This window comes from Cylindrospermum sp. FACHB-282 (assembly GCF_014697195.1).
GTDB lineage: Bacteria > Cyanobacteriota > Cyanobacteriia > Cyanobacteriales > Nostocaceae > Cylindrospermum.
The window spans coordinates 49,675-64,094 of record NZ_JACJRJ010000016.1; the positions used below are offsets into that span (position 1 = coordinate 49,675).

General features: G+C 42.5%; 12 protein-coding genes. 3 read left to right on the top strand and 9 right to left on the bottom strand.

What is annotated here, in order from left to right; genetic code table 11:
- The 7 genes from H6G32_RS10630 to H6G32_RS10660 form a co-directional block, all read right to left on the bottom strand.
- Positions 1-993, bottom strand: coding sequence for a sulfotransferase family protein (locus tag H6G32_RS10630; protein WP_190457901.1), 993 nt, complete (start codon positions 991-993; stop codon positions 1-3).
- Positions 994-1,038: 45 nt separating this feature from the next.
- Complete coding sequence (locus H6G32_RS10635) at positions 1,039-3,300, bottom strand: TOMM precursor leader peptide-binding protein (RefSeq protein ID WP_190457903.1); 2,262 nt, start codon at positions 3,298-3,300, stop codon at positions 1,039-1,041.
- 675 nt (positions 3,301-3,975) lie between these two features.
- Positions 3,976-4,224, bottom strand: coding sequence for a Nif11-like leader peptide family natural product precursor (locus tag H6G32_RS10640; protein WP_190457905.1), 249 nt, complete (start codon positions 4,222-4,224; stop codon positions 3,976-3,978).
- Between the two features lie 538 nt (positions 4,225-4,762).
- Entirely contained in the window at positions 4,763-4,936 is a 174-nt protein-coding gene (locus H6G32_RS10645) for a hypothetical protein (protein ID WP_190457907.1), read from the bottom strand.
- Positions 4,937-4,980: 44 nt separating this feature from the next.
- Entirely contained in the window at positions 4,981-5,517 is a 537-nt protein-coding gene (gene pyrR / locus H6G32_RS10650) for a bifunctional pyr operon transcriptional regulator/uracil phosphoribosyltransferase PyrR (RefSeq protein ID WP_190457909.1), read from the bottom strand.
- A 50-nt stretch (positions 5,518-5,567) separates the two neighbouring features.
- Positions 5,568-6,533 carry an adenosylcobinamide-phosphate synthase CbiB gene (gene cbiB / locus H6G32_RS10655; RefSeq protein WP_190457912.1) on the bottom strand — a complete coding sequence of 322 codons (966 nt, stop codon included), beginning with the start codon at positions 6,531-6,533 and terminating at the stop codon, positions 5,568-5,570.
- Between the two features lie 77 nt (positions 6,534-6,610).
- Positions 6,611-7,054: an Rrf2 family transcriptional regulator gene (locus H6G32_RS10660; protein WP_190457914.1), complete on the bottom strand. Its 444-nt coding sequence runs from the start codon at positions 7,052-7,054 to the stop codon at positions 6,611-6,613.
- A gap of 399 nt (positions 7,055-7,453) precedes the next feature.
- Here H6G32_RS10660 and H6G32_RS10665 point away from each other — a divergent pair, with 399 nt between their 5' ends.
- Entirely contained in the window at positions 7,454-7,867 is a 414-nt protein-coding gene (locus tag H6G32_RS10665) for an AbrB family transcriptional regulator (RefSeq protein WP_190457915.1), read from the top strand.
- Positions 7,868-7,978: 111 nt separating this feature from the next.
- Here the strand turns inward: H6G32_RS10665 and H6G32_RS10670 are convergent, their stop codons facing one another.
- Complete coding sequence (locus H6G32_RS10670; protein ID WP_190457917.1) at positions 7,979-9,883, bottom strand: chloride channel protein; 1,905 nt, start codon at positions 9,881-9,883, stop codon at positions 7,979-7,981.
- Positions 9,884-10,367: 484 nt separating this feature from the next.
- On the opposite strand from H6G32_RS10670, the gene H6G32_RS10675 reads away from it, so the two are divergent.
- Positions 10,368-10,754 (top strand): hypothetical protein, encoded by a 387-nt coding sequence (locus H6G32_RS10675; RefSeq protein WP_190457919.1) that lies wholly within the window; start codon positions 10,368-10,370, stop codon positions 10,752-10,754.
- Between the two features lie 153 nt (positions 10,755-10,907).
- Here the strand turns inward: H6G32_RS10675 and H6G32_RS10680 are convergent, their stop codons facing one another.
- A complete protein-coding gene (locus tag H6G32_RS10680; RefSeq protein WP_190457921.1) occupies positions 10,908-12,530 on the bottom strand; it encodes an ArnT family glycosyltransferase in 1,623 nt (540 codons plus the stop codon).
- A 265-nt stretch (positions 12,531-12,795) separates the two neighbouring features.
- Between H6G32_RS10680 and H6G32_RS10685 the strand changes: the two genes are divergently transcribed.
- Positions 12,796-14,370 carry a hypothetical protein gene (locus H6G32_RS10685; RefSeq protein WP_190457923.1) on the top strand — a complete coding sequence of 525 codons (1,575 nt, stop codon included), beginning with the start codon at positions 12,796-12,798 and terminating at the stop codon, positions 14,368-14,370.
- Positions 14,371-14,420 lie beyond the last annotated feature (50 nt).

Genomic DNA, 14,420 nt, shown 5'->3' on the forward strand with positions numbered 1-14,420 from the left:
TCAAGATGCCATCCTTTGGGACAAACTGATAACTTCCAATTGCTCATATAGATCACCTACCCATTGTTTGACCATCTGACGCATTAGTTCTGAGGCTACTTGTTGCTTGCCGATACTGTCTCCTGTAAACTGCTTAGTGCGATTTTTGGCATCATAAAGCAACACTCCCTGCATACAATTGAGATCAGCTGATGAGTAGGCAACCTGAAAAAAGTTTAAGAGTTTAGACCAGACTGCATCCGGCAATTGCCGATAATTTAACATTAAGGTATTAGTATCTCGATACTCTAGGGCAGTGCCACAAAAACGTGCTAAGACTCTGGCACAGTATTCTTCAGCTGGCATCAGCGAGACTTCCCCAGTCTCCAAACCAAGGAAACCAGCCACAAACTGTAAATTAGTCAAATTCTCCATCCATCCTGGTGGATTCTTGAATAATGAAACCATCACCTCAACCGGCTCACGGTAAACAAAAATCCAAGGAACGGTAGGAAAGGCTTGTTGAATTAGGGGTAGATTGAGGACATTCCAGCTAGTGAATTTGATCAAGTAATGCTGTTGCTCACCTTGCTGTTGCTGACCTAAAGCACTAACAATCCCTCGGAGCCAACTGAGGCGCTGGATATCAGTAATACTAGGGTTTAAGAACTGAGTACTGAGAATAGCATTAATCGGGCCAGCCTCAGCAATCATCAGATTTTGGGGCAAAGCAGCCAGCATTTGTGAGATCAGTGTCGAGCCACACCGGGACAGATGGAAAATAAAACCTGTTGGTGCTAGACCTGGGCTAATAGTCTGTAACTTTTCTAAAGCCTCAATTGATGTCCGCTGACGCAAAATGTCGGGTCGTTCCCGAAAACACCGCTCTACCGTTTGGTCAAAGAACGGCTCAGTAAAAGAAGCACGGCCCAGATGACACCATTCCAAAACAGGCTGATTCTGGCTAAACCAAATCTTAGTAGGAGTCCACCCAAATAACTGGCTAATTGTCATCGATTACTTTCCAGTTCTAATTGGTTCAACAGCAATTTTGCATGATTATGACAATATAGGTATCGGGTTGAGCTGCTCTTCTGTGAGCGATGCTGGCAACCAACCTAATTGAACAGGCACATCATAAAGCCGACCAGGGCCAAATCTAGGCCAATGATGGCGCAGCCCAGGGACAATTACCTTAACTACCCTCAAACCAACTTCGGGACGAGTTTGGTCGAGAATGAGAGTTTCCAGACCGTGTTCTGCTGCAATCTCTACACATTTGAGCACATCCTGCTTCAAATCGTCGCTCCAGAGACGGGGGTAATCGCCATATACTTTCGGGGCAATGTTTGGATCTGGGGCTAGGTAAGGCTGATTCTCACAGGTGGCTGTCTTGAACCACCTTTCCAGGTCTAGTAGATGGCGATCGTTTTTTCCTTTGCCACTATCAATGACATCATAAAGAATATTCTTTAAGGGCGTCATCTGGTTCATTTCGGTCACTGCCCGGAGAACGGCAATCTTTGGGTCAAAGTGGGCACCATAACCAAGCATTATTTCCTCTTCAGCTTGATCGTTGCGTCTAGAAATAGCTGCAAAGACAGGAATATTCATGTCGCTGGTGATATCTAACACCCAGAGGTCTCGTTGCTGATTTTGGTAATAGGCTTGCAGCGCTAACAAATATGGCTCATCAAAACTGGCTAAATCTACACTGGTTCTTTTTATCCGGTTGTACCACCACAAGGCGATGCTATCACGCTCTACCAACTCCAAAAATCCCTGAAGAATCGCCTCCTCTATATTATTGCCAGAGGCACAGCCGTTGGAATCTGTATGGCAGAAGCGATGGCCTTTAGGAAGCTCAGAACCGTAATAGGAGTAAGCTAGGGGTAGATACTTGAATGTTTGATGAGTCAGTGACCAAACAGGTGTCCATTCAATTTCCCGCTTTTCGTCAAATGGTTCCGGCACCTCTATTAGGTCTGAATTTTGCTGGTTCCATTCATGGCGTTTTTCGTACTGGGCAGCACTGAAGTGGATACAGCTATAGGGATGAATGGCCTTATCTCCCATTTGGGCATAGGTTGCTGTTACCCGGCGTTCATTACCTGTGTAGAGACCAGAATACCGTTCTAGGGCTTCGCAAAGGCCACTAACCTTGGACTGTAGGTCGGTCTTACCTTTCCCACCACTTTTGTTACATAAAACCCTGCGTAATTGTTGCAAGTTGTTGGCTGGTTCGTTGAAAAAATGGGCAGCAAAATAGACGTGAACTAGGCTATCTCCGTCCTCCGAAGTCCGCGCCAGTTGATTGACTATCCCAGTAATTGGGCTGATGTGATATTCATATTTTTTCAGGGTTTGCTCAGGAGAGACACTCCGGTGTCCACCATCTGTGGTGAACTGCTTCTTGCAGCTGTTAAGAATCAGGGGTTTAAGTTCCTGCCGGCGGAAATACTCTGGATCTCCGCAACAGGGACATTGGGGACGTCGCACTAGGGTGTGGTGTTGCAGGTTTAGCGACGCCATATCAAAGGTGACTACTTGGCCATCCAGATTTTCGTTTTCTCCACAGATAATCCATTTAGCAATTTCCGTTGCTGCCAGATTCAACCCTGTGTGCAAGGTGGAAGGAAGGATAGAAAGAGAAGTAGGAAACGGTGCTGAAATACCTTTCTTTTTCTGAACGAAAGCTTCAACTTCACGGTTGCTTCCCAGACGTTCAGCCAGACACTCCCAACAACCTGTTTTACCAGGACGAAAAATTGGCCCGATCCAAAGTATATTACCCACAGGTTTGATCAGCATCCAGGGCTGCTGCTTACTCAATGCTTCTCGGTTAAAAGCACTCAGCCCCACTTGCAGGTAGTCATCCGTAAGTACCACGGCTAAGTCTGCCTTGTTGTTGATGCTGATGTTCAAAGATTGTAAGGCAGCAACAAAAGGTTCTATAGGTATCCCACCGAAGGATGTCACAGAAACTCTGGTTTCATGTAAGCGGGTTGTAGCAACACTGCTATCAATATTTAGTGAATGCCAAAAAGCAGCAACTTCTGGGGTTAGTGTGTGATCAGCTTCCGTGATGTAACCACCCTCTTGCAAGAGCATCAAAGCACAGTAAATTGTGGCGGTGGAGAACTGTCCTTTTAGCTTGTTGACTATTTCATCCGTAGTATAGTGACCGTTTAATAAAGGAGCTAACTGGCAATGGAGACGGCCGCTGAGAGCGAAATGGGTTGACTCGGTTAGCAGATAAACTGTGTCTGGTTCGATAATTTCGACATGAAAATGCTCTTTAAAGGTCGGTTTATTAAACATAAAATTAGAACTTCAGTATTTTTAATTGGTTTTAATCTGTTGAATCAGCATAAAAAATGGGCTATCAACCAAATTTAAACTAGGACGTCTTGATGAGGGTATATGCATCGCTAATACGGTCATTCTCAGATGTCTTTACTGAAGAGATAGGGAAGAAATTTGGACTTTTTGATACATTTATGCTAAATATTATTGACTAATGCTCAAAGTAAGAGAATAGCAATGTTTTTTTTCAAGGAACAACTTTGGATCTACAACTGCACGGCTTTCCCTTGAACATGGGTAGTTAAGTAGAAAGACATAAATAAAAATAACTTTGTAAAGAAATTTGAAATAGTCTAAAACCCTCTTGCCTATCCCAACGACAAATATTTACGCTTATCTACTTAGTCCTATGAAAGTCACAAAATATTACCCGTGGGAGTAAAGTGTTTGCCCCAAAAATATCTCAACTTAAATCCCTCTTTCGTTACTCTGGTGAAAAGCTAAAAGCTAATCTTTGGTGCAGATAGCTTTTATAACCGTGGAGGAAGTTTTTTTGCCATTAAGCTTTGCTCTTCCAAAATCAAGGTTGGTAAATATTTTCTCCGAAAAGTAACAAAAGAGGGTTAAGTTATGAGCCGTAAGTTTTTGGAAATTTAGTATGGTCGCTATGGGTCAAAGCGGTCAGGGGCTTCATCCTCTATCGTAGCAACCCTTGCTAGTGCAGTTCGGCGGCCTACCTCCTGACACGGCATCTAACTGCTCTTGAGTCAGCCCCTCTTCTGCATAAATAGCCTTTAGCTCCTCAATTGTGAAGCTGTAGCCAGATTTTTCAGCAAGTTGGACTACAACTTCGGGACTGTCTGCGATTTTCAGCTTATCTGCTAAGGCTTTGTCGTTTTCAACAGCCTTGAAAAATTCCTGAACGGTTTCTTTAGACATGATGACTTTCTTATTCCTTGTACAACAAAATGAATCTTATTAACCCGGTTGAGTATAGCTTCTGAATCTGAACGCTTTAAGATCCAAGACTACCTGGGTAATTAGCTTTATGCCAGCCAATTTTTTGACTTAAATGAATAGTATCGAACCTGTCTGAAATTTTTAGTCATGATATATCAACAGAGTCATAGGCTACACTAGCTTAGGCAGCAATATATTTTTTTGTTACAAAAGAAAATATTTTATCTATATTACCAGCGCTGGTTCGTTTTGGCTGCTTTTCTTATTTACCGATCACAACTTCATAGACACCTAATACCAAGTTGCTAGCTAGAAAGAATATTTCTGAAGAGAAGAGAAGTCAAACATTTTATTTCTTAAATTAGCGATCGCTATGCGGGTGCTGTTGCCCAACTATTCTAAAAGGATGGTTGCACCGTACCTTTGGCACGGCGGAGGCTTGCTGTATCCAGCAAGCCTCGGCAACATACGCGCCATCGCCACACCTCTAGTCCTTAAATCAGTGGACAAAACTAGACTATGCGACATAACTATAACCATCAATCCGATGAACTAGCCGACAATACTTATGTCTCACAGGACTCACTTTACCAATTGAAGTCATCATCTCAAAAACACCAGTTGCACGGACAACCAATCTACCAACATGACTGGCGGCAAACTTTCCACTAGGTAAAATAGCCCGAACCATATCACCAGTTTGAAATCCAAAGATCGTTATCAGGTGAAATGGGATTAATCCCCAATCAACTCCACCGCATCTCGTCCATCTAAATCTTGTAAATAAACCTTAACAATCTCTTCTTTAGCGGTAGGCAGCTGCTTGCCAACAAAATCTGGGTGAATTGGTACCTCACGATGGCCCCTGTCTACCAACACGGCTAAACGAATCACCTCTGGTCTACCGTATTCGTTAACCGCATTTAAAGCAGCGCGAATTGTTCGTCCTTTGAAAATCACATCATCTACAAGCACAACCGTTTTTCCTGTGAGGTCAAAAGGGATATCGGTTTTCGCTGGAGTCCGTAATCCAATTTTATCAAGGTCATCACGATAAAATGTAATATCTAAGGCTCCTACAGACACGTTGATACCTTCAAGATTCTCAATCTGACGCGCCAATAATTCAGCTAACAGCACACCTCTAGTAAAAATACCGAGGAGTACCAATTGGGACAAATCGCGTGTCCTTTCCACTATCTGAGAGGCCAGACGAGTCAAGGTACGACGAATTTCTTCTGATGAGAGAATTTCAATTACTTTGGCAGACATAAATACTGGTAATGGGTAATGGGTAATGGGTAATGGGTAATGGGTAATGACTAATGACTAATGACTAATAAAATAGCCGTTACCCCCAACCACAGGAAAAAGGAATATCGAGTCAGTTGTAAAGCATTCTGTATGACAGTTGGCGTGATGGGATTAATCGCATCTCCTAACAGTGGTTTAGGTTTCGCTACCCCGCGATACCAATTTGTACCTCCCATCTGCACACCCAAAACAGCAGCATAGGCGCACTCACTCCAGCCAGAATTGGGACTAGGATCGGTAAGTGCATCCCGCCGACAAATTTGCCAAACATGGAGGGGTTTAGCTGATAGCAGTGCCAGACTTATAACTGTTAATCTACAAGGGAGCCAAGTTAAGCAATCTTCTAACCGCGCACTGAACCACCCCAAATAAGTATAGGGTGCTTCCCGATAGCCCACCATTGAATCCAGGGTACTGCTAGCTTTATATGCTAGAGCTAGGGGAGCGGCTCCCACAGCAGGTATAAACGCACCCACAATTGCATAAAAAAGCGGAGCCATTACCCCATCAGTGGCATTTTCTGTAACAGTTTCCAGCACGGCTCGCAAAATCTCTGGTTCTGAAAGGTTTTCTGTATCTCGACCAACATAATTGCTTAAAATATGACGCGCCTCCTCCAGATGTCCTGCTATTAAAGGTTGTAAAACATCTGTAGCTGCTGCTTGCAAACTCGAAAGAGCAAAACAACTAGCTAGGAGAATGCTTTCTAAAGCAATTCCCAACCAGGGATGCAGGCGTCTGGCACTTTGAATGATAAAAGAGCCGAAGAAACCACTACCAATTATTAAAAACAAGCCTAGCAGAATTCCAGCTAGGCGCTGTGTTAGAGAACTCTGACAATATTGCTGAGAAAATTTGCTCAAGCGAGAAATTAACCACCCCATAACTCGCACTGGATGAGGCCAACCCCAAGGATCACCAACTAAGTAATCTAAAATTGCCGCAATAATTAAGATATAGATGTTATTAGTCATGAGTTATGAGTTAGTTGTCAATTGTCAGCTGTTAGTTGTTTTGCCATTGACTACTGACCACTGACTCTTGACCAATGTCAAACAACAAAACTAGCTCCTTCACCCAGGGATGCTTGCCAGCTACGAGCATCGTAATAGAGATCTGCCAGAGTAATACTGAACAAAGCTTCTTTGAGCTTTTGGTTGAGTCTGTGCCAAAGGGTAAATGTTACCCAATCTTCAGCTTGTGCAGGTGTAGTTGCATTATGGGGTAAGTGAGCGACGGTTTCCCCGACTGCCTCTAAAATTTGTCCTATAGAGATTTGTGCAGGCTCTCGTGCTAATTGGTATCCACCGACGCTGCCGCGAATTGATTTTACTAATCCAGCACGACGCATTTCTATTAGCAGCTTTTCTAGATAAGGCGCAGGGATATCTTGACGATTGGCGATCGCTCTTACAGATACAGGATCATATCCTGGCTGTAAACTCAAATCTAGCAACGCCTTCACACTGTAGTGTCCTCTGGTCGTTAGTTTCATTTGTCAGTTATCATTGGTTATTTGTCAGTTGTCAGTTGTTTTGTCACTGACCAATGACCAATGACTAATAACTAATAACTAGGGATCAGCTTTGCTTATAGTTCTGTGTCCCAATGATCATCCTCAGCAAGTTGACAACTTTTTCCCGTTACGTTAAAAAACTTAAACAAATACAGTCTAGCAGTAATTCACCAACTATATATAGCTATCAGCATTGCTTTGATTCTATTTTATAAAATGTCTCGACAATATTGGTAATCGCGCAACAATTTCGCCTATGAGTGTAATATACTTGTTCAGGCTGAGATCAAAACTAAAGGATTTTGTTCCTATTAGCTCGACCTCAGCTAAAATAAAATCGATTCAACCACTTCAAACATTCATTTTCGACCTAAGTTGATGCCTAAACAGAAAAAAATAGACCCCCTAGTCGGTGAAGAACTACTCAAAAAAGTCAAGGAGCTAGAGAGCGAGAGCAAAGAAGATAAAGCCAAACAGTGTGGCTACTATACCGTTACCAAAAACGGGATAGAGCGCGTCAATATGATGAAATTCTTAAATGCCCTAATTGATGCTGAGGGCATTCAGTTGGACAGTACGCCTAGTGCCAATGGTCGTGGCGGACGTAGTGCTAGCTATAGAATTAGTGTGCAATCGAATGGAAATTTACTGATAGGTTCAGCTTATACGAAACAGATGAATCTCAAACCTGGTGATGAGTTTCTGATCACTTTAGGGAAAAAGCACATTCGTCTGCGGCAGGTAGACCCAGAAGGCAGGGAAGATGCTGAAACCGTAGAAGCTACAGCTTAATAATATAGTCAGTTGTCAGTTGTTTATCTTGGGCACTGACCGCTGACCATTTACGGGCGGATGGAATGAGATATAGTTTATTCCCATAATATTCATAGGTTAAACCCACCCCTACGGACTAATAACTATATCTGTTGTTGGTAAAACTGGTAAATAGCGGCGTAGTGCTTTACGAGTGAATGCCAAATTACAGGTTAAGGCAATTTGCTCTCTTTCTAGTAAACCCAAAATGCGATCAGGGTTGTCTCGCTCTACCACTGGTAATTGATGTAAACCACGCACGGCCATGCGGTCTAAAGCCTCAGATAAGGGTTCATCATGCCAAGCATAAAGGATTTCCGTGGTACAAATATCTATCAGAGTTTGACTGGATAAATTATCATGAATATCCGGAGGCGAATTAGGGTAAGTTTGCCAAAGGGAAAGGGTGCGGTTAATATCTTCCAGAGAAAGGATACCAACTAATTGCTCGGCATCATCAATTACTAAAGCACTTCGTGTGCGATCGCGTGTCATTTCCACAGCTGCTTCTAACACCCCTAGAGTTGCAGGCAGTTTTTTCGGGCAAGACTGCATAGCATCTTCTACCAAAATTTGCTGCACAATTTCCGCCTGTTCGTCTTTCAAACCAGAAAGACCAATTTGTTGTAGATTTGAGTTGGAGTTAAAGGTTGGCTTAATTCGTTCCACTAGCCACACACTCAAACCTACCGCCGCCATCAAAGGTAAAACAATGCGGTAGTCGCGGGTTAATTCAAACAGCATTAAAATTGATGTTAACGGTGCTCTGACACTACCAGCCAAAACGGCAGCCATTCCCACCATTGCGTAAGCTGGGGGAGCAGCCATCTGCTCGCTAATAGTCGGGACTACTAGAGCCAAAATCTTGGCATAAGCTGATCCAAAAGACGCACCCAAAAACATGGCTGGTGCAAATAACCCACCAACGAAACCACTACCAGCACTGATTGCCGTCATCAGTAGCTTTACCACCAGCAGGGCAACTAACAAATTCAGGGAAAACTCCTGATCTTGAAGCATGGCTTGCACAGTACCATAACCGATGCCCAAAATTTGCGGGTATTGCAAAGCTACTACACCAACAATCACACCGCCAATAATCGGATGAATTGGCTGAGGAATTGGTCCCAAAAAACCAAACCCCGGAAGCCGCCCAGCAAAGCAGGCTTTTGCTAACCGAATTGATTCGGTATAAGTTAGGGAAACTAGACTTGCGCCTAAACCCAACCCAAGATAAAGGGGTAATTCTAGGGGACTGCGGACTTGGTAAACAGGTAAAGCAAAAGCAGGCTGTGCCCCCAAACCAATTTGTGCAATTAACGCCGCCACCACCGCGGCTAGAAGCACCACACTCACAGCAGAAGTAGCAAAAGATGTAGCTCCCATCACTACCTCTAAAGCAAAAAATACTCCAGCGATGGGAGCATTAAATCCAGCAGCTAACCCAGCCGCAGCACCAGCTCCCAAAAGCAAACGCTGTCGCTCTTGAGAAACCTGTAGTACGTCAGACAACAACACCCCAAAATTTGTGCCAATTTCTACACTTGGCCCCTCTGGTCCTAAAGAAGCACCACTACCTAAGGAAACAGCGGCGGCCAGCATTTTTGTCACTGGTCGCAGTTGTCGCTTGACCTCTGTTCCTTGAGAGACGGCGATCAGAGATGAAAGTCCAGGGCCAAAGTCTTGAGTGCGCCAGCGCATTAAGCCAACGATAAGTCCACCTAGGGTGGGAACGCAGGCTAAAGACCAAGCACCCCAGACGCCAATCTCACCCATTAAATTTTCCAGCATTAGGTCATGAGTTAGCTGGATCAAATAGTGAAAGGTGACCACGCCCATACCAGTACTACCGCCAATTAAAATGGCTAAAAATAGCACAACTGTTTCTGGGGATGGTTGAATACGGTTAATTAGGTGGGTTAAACGAGCGGAAGGTGTGGGAAAAGCAGGTAGTTCCGTTACCTTCCTCAATTGAGTGGGAGGCAAGAGAGTCATTAACAGGCGGTGTGCAGGGTAAATGTAAGAAAAAATTTAAATCTTTATCTGTTACTTCTCATTGTGAGCCATTATTTAGCAACCAGACAAGTATGCTTGATTGGCTTGATTTACAAAGGGTTGGTAAAAAAATGCAACTACTCACAGTTTTTGTGGGGAGAATGGTTAAATGGGAGAGAATTAATAGTCAATGGTCAAGGATCATTAGTAGATCCGGGTGAGCGCAGACAGTATTTTCTGTAAAGAAAATAGTTGGGCTGTAGTCTTATTTGATACGGTAGTGGCAAGCAGTAACGAGGATTTATCCTCACTGAAATCTAGCTATAATCCTGTTACGACCATGTAGCTCTTCTTAGTAGCCATAAAAATGTATGTGTAATTCATGACTAATGACTGACCATACTGAGCAGTATACTAAGTGTTGAGCAAAATTCAATATAGCTATTGTTATAGAGCGAGTAAATGGACTAGGCGGACGAGGTAGATGAATATACACACCTTTGATAATCATTATGTTACTTGCCCAATTTGCCAAAGAAATACCAGGACAAAGCCAGTCAGGACTTGCATCGGCTTGTTTAGTTGTCCTTATTGCCAGGAACGCCTGGTAGTCTGTAAAAGTGGTCATTACGTCCGCGATCCGTTTACCTGGAAACAGATAATGATCTCTTCGGTACTACGTCGTCAAAGCCGACCTTTAGCCAGGATTATCAGGGATTTTGCCCTGCTCAAACGTCCTGTGGTAGCTTTGGCTGTGGGCAGTGCAATTTTTTTTAGTCTGATTGCTATCACCCAAGAAAACACTGGTTACGATTATCAAATGGTTCCAGGAACCGAGAAAGTTAAAGAAGCAGGAACAGAATTTCTATAAGTGTAAGCCTAAACTTTGGTATAAATCGCCTCTTTCGCAGTATTTGGCAATATTATATCAAAAAATACTCCTAAGACACTGTGTCCCATCTTTGAGATGAGCGGGTAATGGGTAATTACCAATTACCCATTACCAATTACTGCCAGAAGCACTCTACAGTCGGCTGGTATCTTTGGTAATCAGCTTCCAACCTTCGGCTTGATCAACTAGCTTGATTGACTCTAGTTGGAGATTATCTAAAGCAGATGTATTTAGCAGGAAGTAGGGTTGCCCATTGTACTGCCAATAATATTGCAATTCACCAAGAGAAGCGGGAATAATGGTGCGATCGCTATAAAAATCTAATGACGGACGATGGTAGGCAAAAGATGTGTATATTTCCCTGTCTGCTGGATTAGCCCGCTTGATCATTGCCGCAACTGGTTTAACTGGATAAGCTTCACCTAATTCCCAAACCCAGTAGTTAGATTTCATCAACAGCAGCAGGGAAATATAACTTCCCCAAAATAAAATCTTCAGAAACTGCCCGTCGCCTCGCTCTGCCAAAATAGCTGATAAAGTCATAGTCAAAGCTACTGCGGCAAAAATCATCTGTAAGTCGGTTTTTGGTGGACTATCCCAACTGAAATAAATGCTACCACCTGAAGCGACTACAGCCAGTATTGCCAAACCAGCTACCCAGGCGCGGGGATAGGATGATGAGAGTATAGGCAAATTTTCTGTCTCTGCTAGTTGGACACCGAAAGCTAAGGCCAAACTAGGGTAAATCGGAAATAAGTACCAGGAAAATTTGGTACTCATCAGGGAAATTAGCACTAGATAAACGCCACTCCAGACGATGATCAGTTTTGCCCAGCTAAGATTGCGATTTTCCCAGGTTAAGCGGGCACTTTGCGGTAAAAATAATAGCCAAGGCCATGTCCACTTGATAATTTCTATGAAATAGAACCAAGGTGGCTCTGACTTCTCGGTGACAACTGTACCAATACTGTTGAGGGATTGAGTTACCAAGCTAATTTGGCCGAAGTCGTAACGATAGTGCAGTAGCTGGGCAGCATACCAACAAGCTACAGGCAGACTGCCGATGATCACTGCTATCCAAAGATAGTAACTGGTGAGTAGTCGTGGTGTATCCCAAAAGAGAAAGACTATCGCCATCGCCCCAAGTAAAAGGCCAATCATCCCTTTAGTGAGGCAAATCAACCCAAACCCGATGCCCACGCCAAGACAGTAACGCAAATCCCGGCGCGATCGCAACACACACAACATCATCACCATCAAAAAGCTGACAACCGCACCATCCAACATCGCCAACCTTCCGTGACGTACTACGGGTAGCATAGTCAGGTAAATCAAGGCACTATAAACAGCTGCCCAACGTTGGCGAAATATCTCTCGTCCAATGCCATACAGTAAAGGTACGGAAGTTGCTGTTAAAATTGCACCGGGTAAACGTGTTGTCCACTCATTCACACCGCCCAGGGAATAAGCCCAAGCAATTAGCAAATGCATTAGGGGAGGCTGATTTTGGTACGCTACACCGGACAAAGTTGGGTAAAGCCAATGCATTGAACCCAATGGGGCACGCCAAATTTCTCTAGCCACTTGTGCCACAGTACCTTCATCCCAATCTCGTAGCGGCAGTCCCCCAAGATTGATGCTAAATAGTAACACTGCTGCCAAAAGCAGTACTATCAGCCATACCCAATCAACCCATTGATCAACCGCGCGATGCTGTTTTTCTAGATGACTCCAAATAAAGCTTCCTTCTGGCATATTCTACTATAATCATCATTATACTTGCTGGTTTGATTACATAGAGACGACTAGCAAATCTCCAATGCTCTCACCCAGGAACAACTTATTTTCTGAACAATTGCTAGATCCCAAATTAACTCAATTGCCTCTGAACAGTGAGATTTTTTTGCAGGGGAGTTTTTCTTACTTATTTGTCAAATAATTTAACAACTATTCCGCTGGATAGATGATACAAATATTACAAATACAAACTAGTTAATTTATCTCCTTCAGGTGTCTGTAAATGAGCATACCTTTTGTCTTAGATGTAGCCATTGGTTTAATTTTTATTTACTTAATTTTAAGTTTGCTAGCCTCAGAAATTCAGGAACTGATTACTACGATACTGCAATGGCGTGCTGTCCACCTCAAAAAGTCAATTGAAATCTTGGTGGCAGGTGATGCAACAAAGTCAGAAGACCCTAGTGTAATCAAGCTTGTAAACGACTTGTACGAACATCCTCTAATTAAAAGTGTAAATCAAGAAGCAAAAGGATTTTTAACAACCTTACCTCGCAAATTTATTTGGTTCTTATCATCTCTTCCAGTCAAATTATCTTTATCTGGAGAAAAAAGAACTAAAACTATTTTTGGATATACAGAAAATCAAGAGGGAGATACTAAAACTCAAAAGCATAGTGCGCCATCTTACATCCCTGCTGAAACTTTTGCTACCACTCTTATGGAGACATTAGGAATTCCCACACTTGTGCAAAAGTTAACTGAATCAAGACTAATGAATTTTAAGGATGAACAGTTACATGAAATACAAAAAATACTGTTAAAACTACGGGAATATGCAAATAATCAAGCAAATGACAACTTAACTAAATTTTCCGATAGTATCTATGCAGAATTTACAGAGAAAGTTGAACTAGGCTTTGGAAAAATTATTGAAGATTTCTGCAAAGAGAAAGTTGATTTGATTACTAGCATTGATCGCATGGCACTCATTGTGGATAAATATATAGATACTTTTGAATTAGATATGCCAGAAGATGAAAATATTGGCAAAGTATTGCAGAGGTTGAAATTTTTAAGAAAAGATATTTTTGACAATGTTGAACAGACTATCTCACTCAGGGGTTTGCGACCTAATATTAATGAAGTTGTTCAATTAATTAATACAGGTAGTGATATTCACGAGGAATTTAAAAATGAATTTAATGATAAAGATAGCGAAGCTTATCAAACCTTTGAATACTTCAGTAAAAAGCTTGAAGAATTCAGTAAAAAATTGCCCCCATCTGTAGTAGCTAATATGTCTATTTTGGCCAAGCGTGCCCAGAGGAAAGCTAAAACCACAGAAGAAGGAATATATATTTTAAAAAAAGAACTTGAAGAAACCTTTGATAACTCAATGCAAAGAGCCTCTGGTGTCTACAAGCGGAATGCTAAAGGAGTAGCAATTTTAATTGGCCTGAGCATAGCTGTTATTACCAATGCAGATGCATTTCATATTGTTGGCAGATTATCAAAAGATACAGGAATACGTAGTGCAATTGTTACTAATGCCGGGCAAATAGTGGAAAATAACTCATCAGTAGATTTAGCAAAGGTTAAAAAAGAAACTGATCAGGTTTTGACGGAAATTGCTCTACCGATTGGTTGGAATGATGTTAATTTAGAACAGCAATTTAACTGGAAACCACATCAAAAGAAGGGTTCCGCTATTTTTAGAGTTTTAACGGCAATTCCTGGTTGGATTTTGAGTGGTATCGCTATTGCTATGGGTGCGCCTTTTTGGTTTGATTTACTCAATAAAATTGTGAATGTGCGGAATGCGGGTAAACCACCGGCTTCTTCTGCTAAAGATTAGGGTGATAAGTTCCTCGGTGGTGATGTGCTAGCTACTTTCGGTGAAAAACC

What these genes read in the sequence shown, in the direction of transcription:
- H6G32_RS10630 (WP_190457901.1), bottom strand. Translation starts at nt 993, where the DNA reads ATGACAATTAGCCAGTTATTTGGGTGGACTCCTACTAAGATTTGGTTT.
- H6G32_RS10635 (WP_190457903.1), bottom strand. Translation starts at nt 3,300, where the DNA reads ATGTTTAATAAACCGACCTTTAAAGAGCATTTTCATGTCGAAATTATC.
- H6G32_RS10640 (WP_190457905.1), bottom strand. Translation starts at nt 4,224, where the DNA reads ATGTCTAAAGAAACCGTTCAGGAATTTTTCAAGGCTGTTGAAAACGAC.
- H6G32_RS10645 (WP_190457907.1), bottom strand. Translation starts at nt 4,936, where the DNA reads ATGGTTCGGGCTATTTTACCTAGTGGAAAGTTTGCCGCCAGTCATGTT.
- pyrR (WP_190457909.1), bottom strand. Translation starts at nt 5,517, where the DNA reads ATGTCTGCCAAAGTAATTGAAATTCTCTCATCAGAAGAAATTCGTCGT.
- cbiB (WP_190457912.1), bottom strand. Translation starts at nt 6,533, where the DNA reads ATGACTAATAACATCTATATCTTAATTATTGCGGCAATTTTAGATTAC.
- H6G32_RS10660 (WP_190457914.1), bottom strand. Translation starts at nt 7,054, where the DNA reads ATGAAACTAACGACCAGAGGACACTACAGTGTGAAGGCGTTGCTAGAT.
- H6G32_RS10665 (WP_190457915.1), top strand. Translation starts at nt 7,454, where the DNA reads ATGCCTAAACAGAAAAAAATAGACCCCCTAGTCGGTGAAGAACTACTC.
- H6G32_RS10670 (WP_190457917.1), bottom strand. Translation starts at nt 9,883, where the DNA reads ATGACTCTCTTGCCTCCCACTCAATTGAGGAAGGTAACGGAACTACCT.
- H6G32_RS10675 (WP_190457919.1), top strand. Translation starts at nt 10,368, where the DNA reads ATGAATATACACACCTTTGATAATCATTATGTTACTTGCCCAATTTGC.
- H6G32_RS10680 (WP_190457921.1), bottom strand. Translation starts at nt 12,530, where the DNA reads ATGCCAGAAGGAAGCTTTATTTGGAGTCATCTAGAAAAACAGCATCGC.
- H6G32_RS10685 (WP_190457923.1), top strand. Translation starts at nt 12,796, where the DNA reads ATGAGCATACCTTTTGTCTTAGATGTAGCCATTGGTTTAATTTTTATT.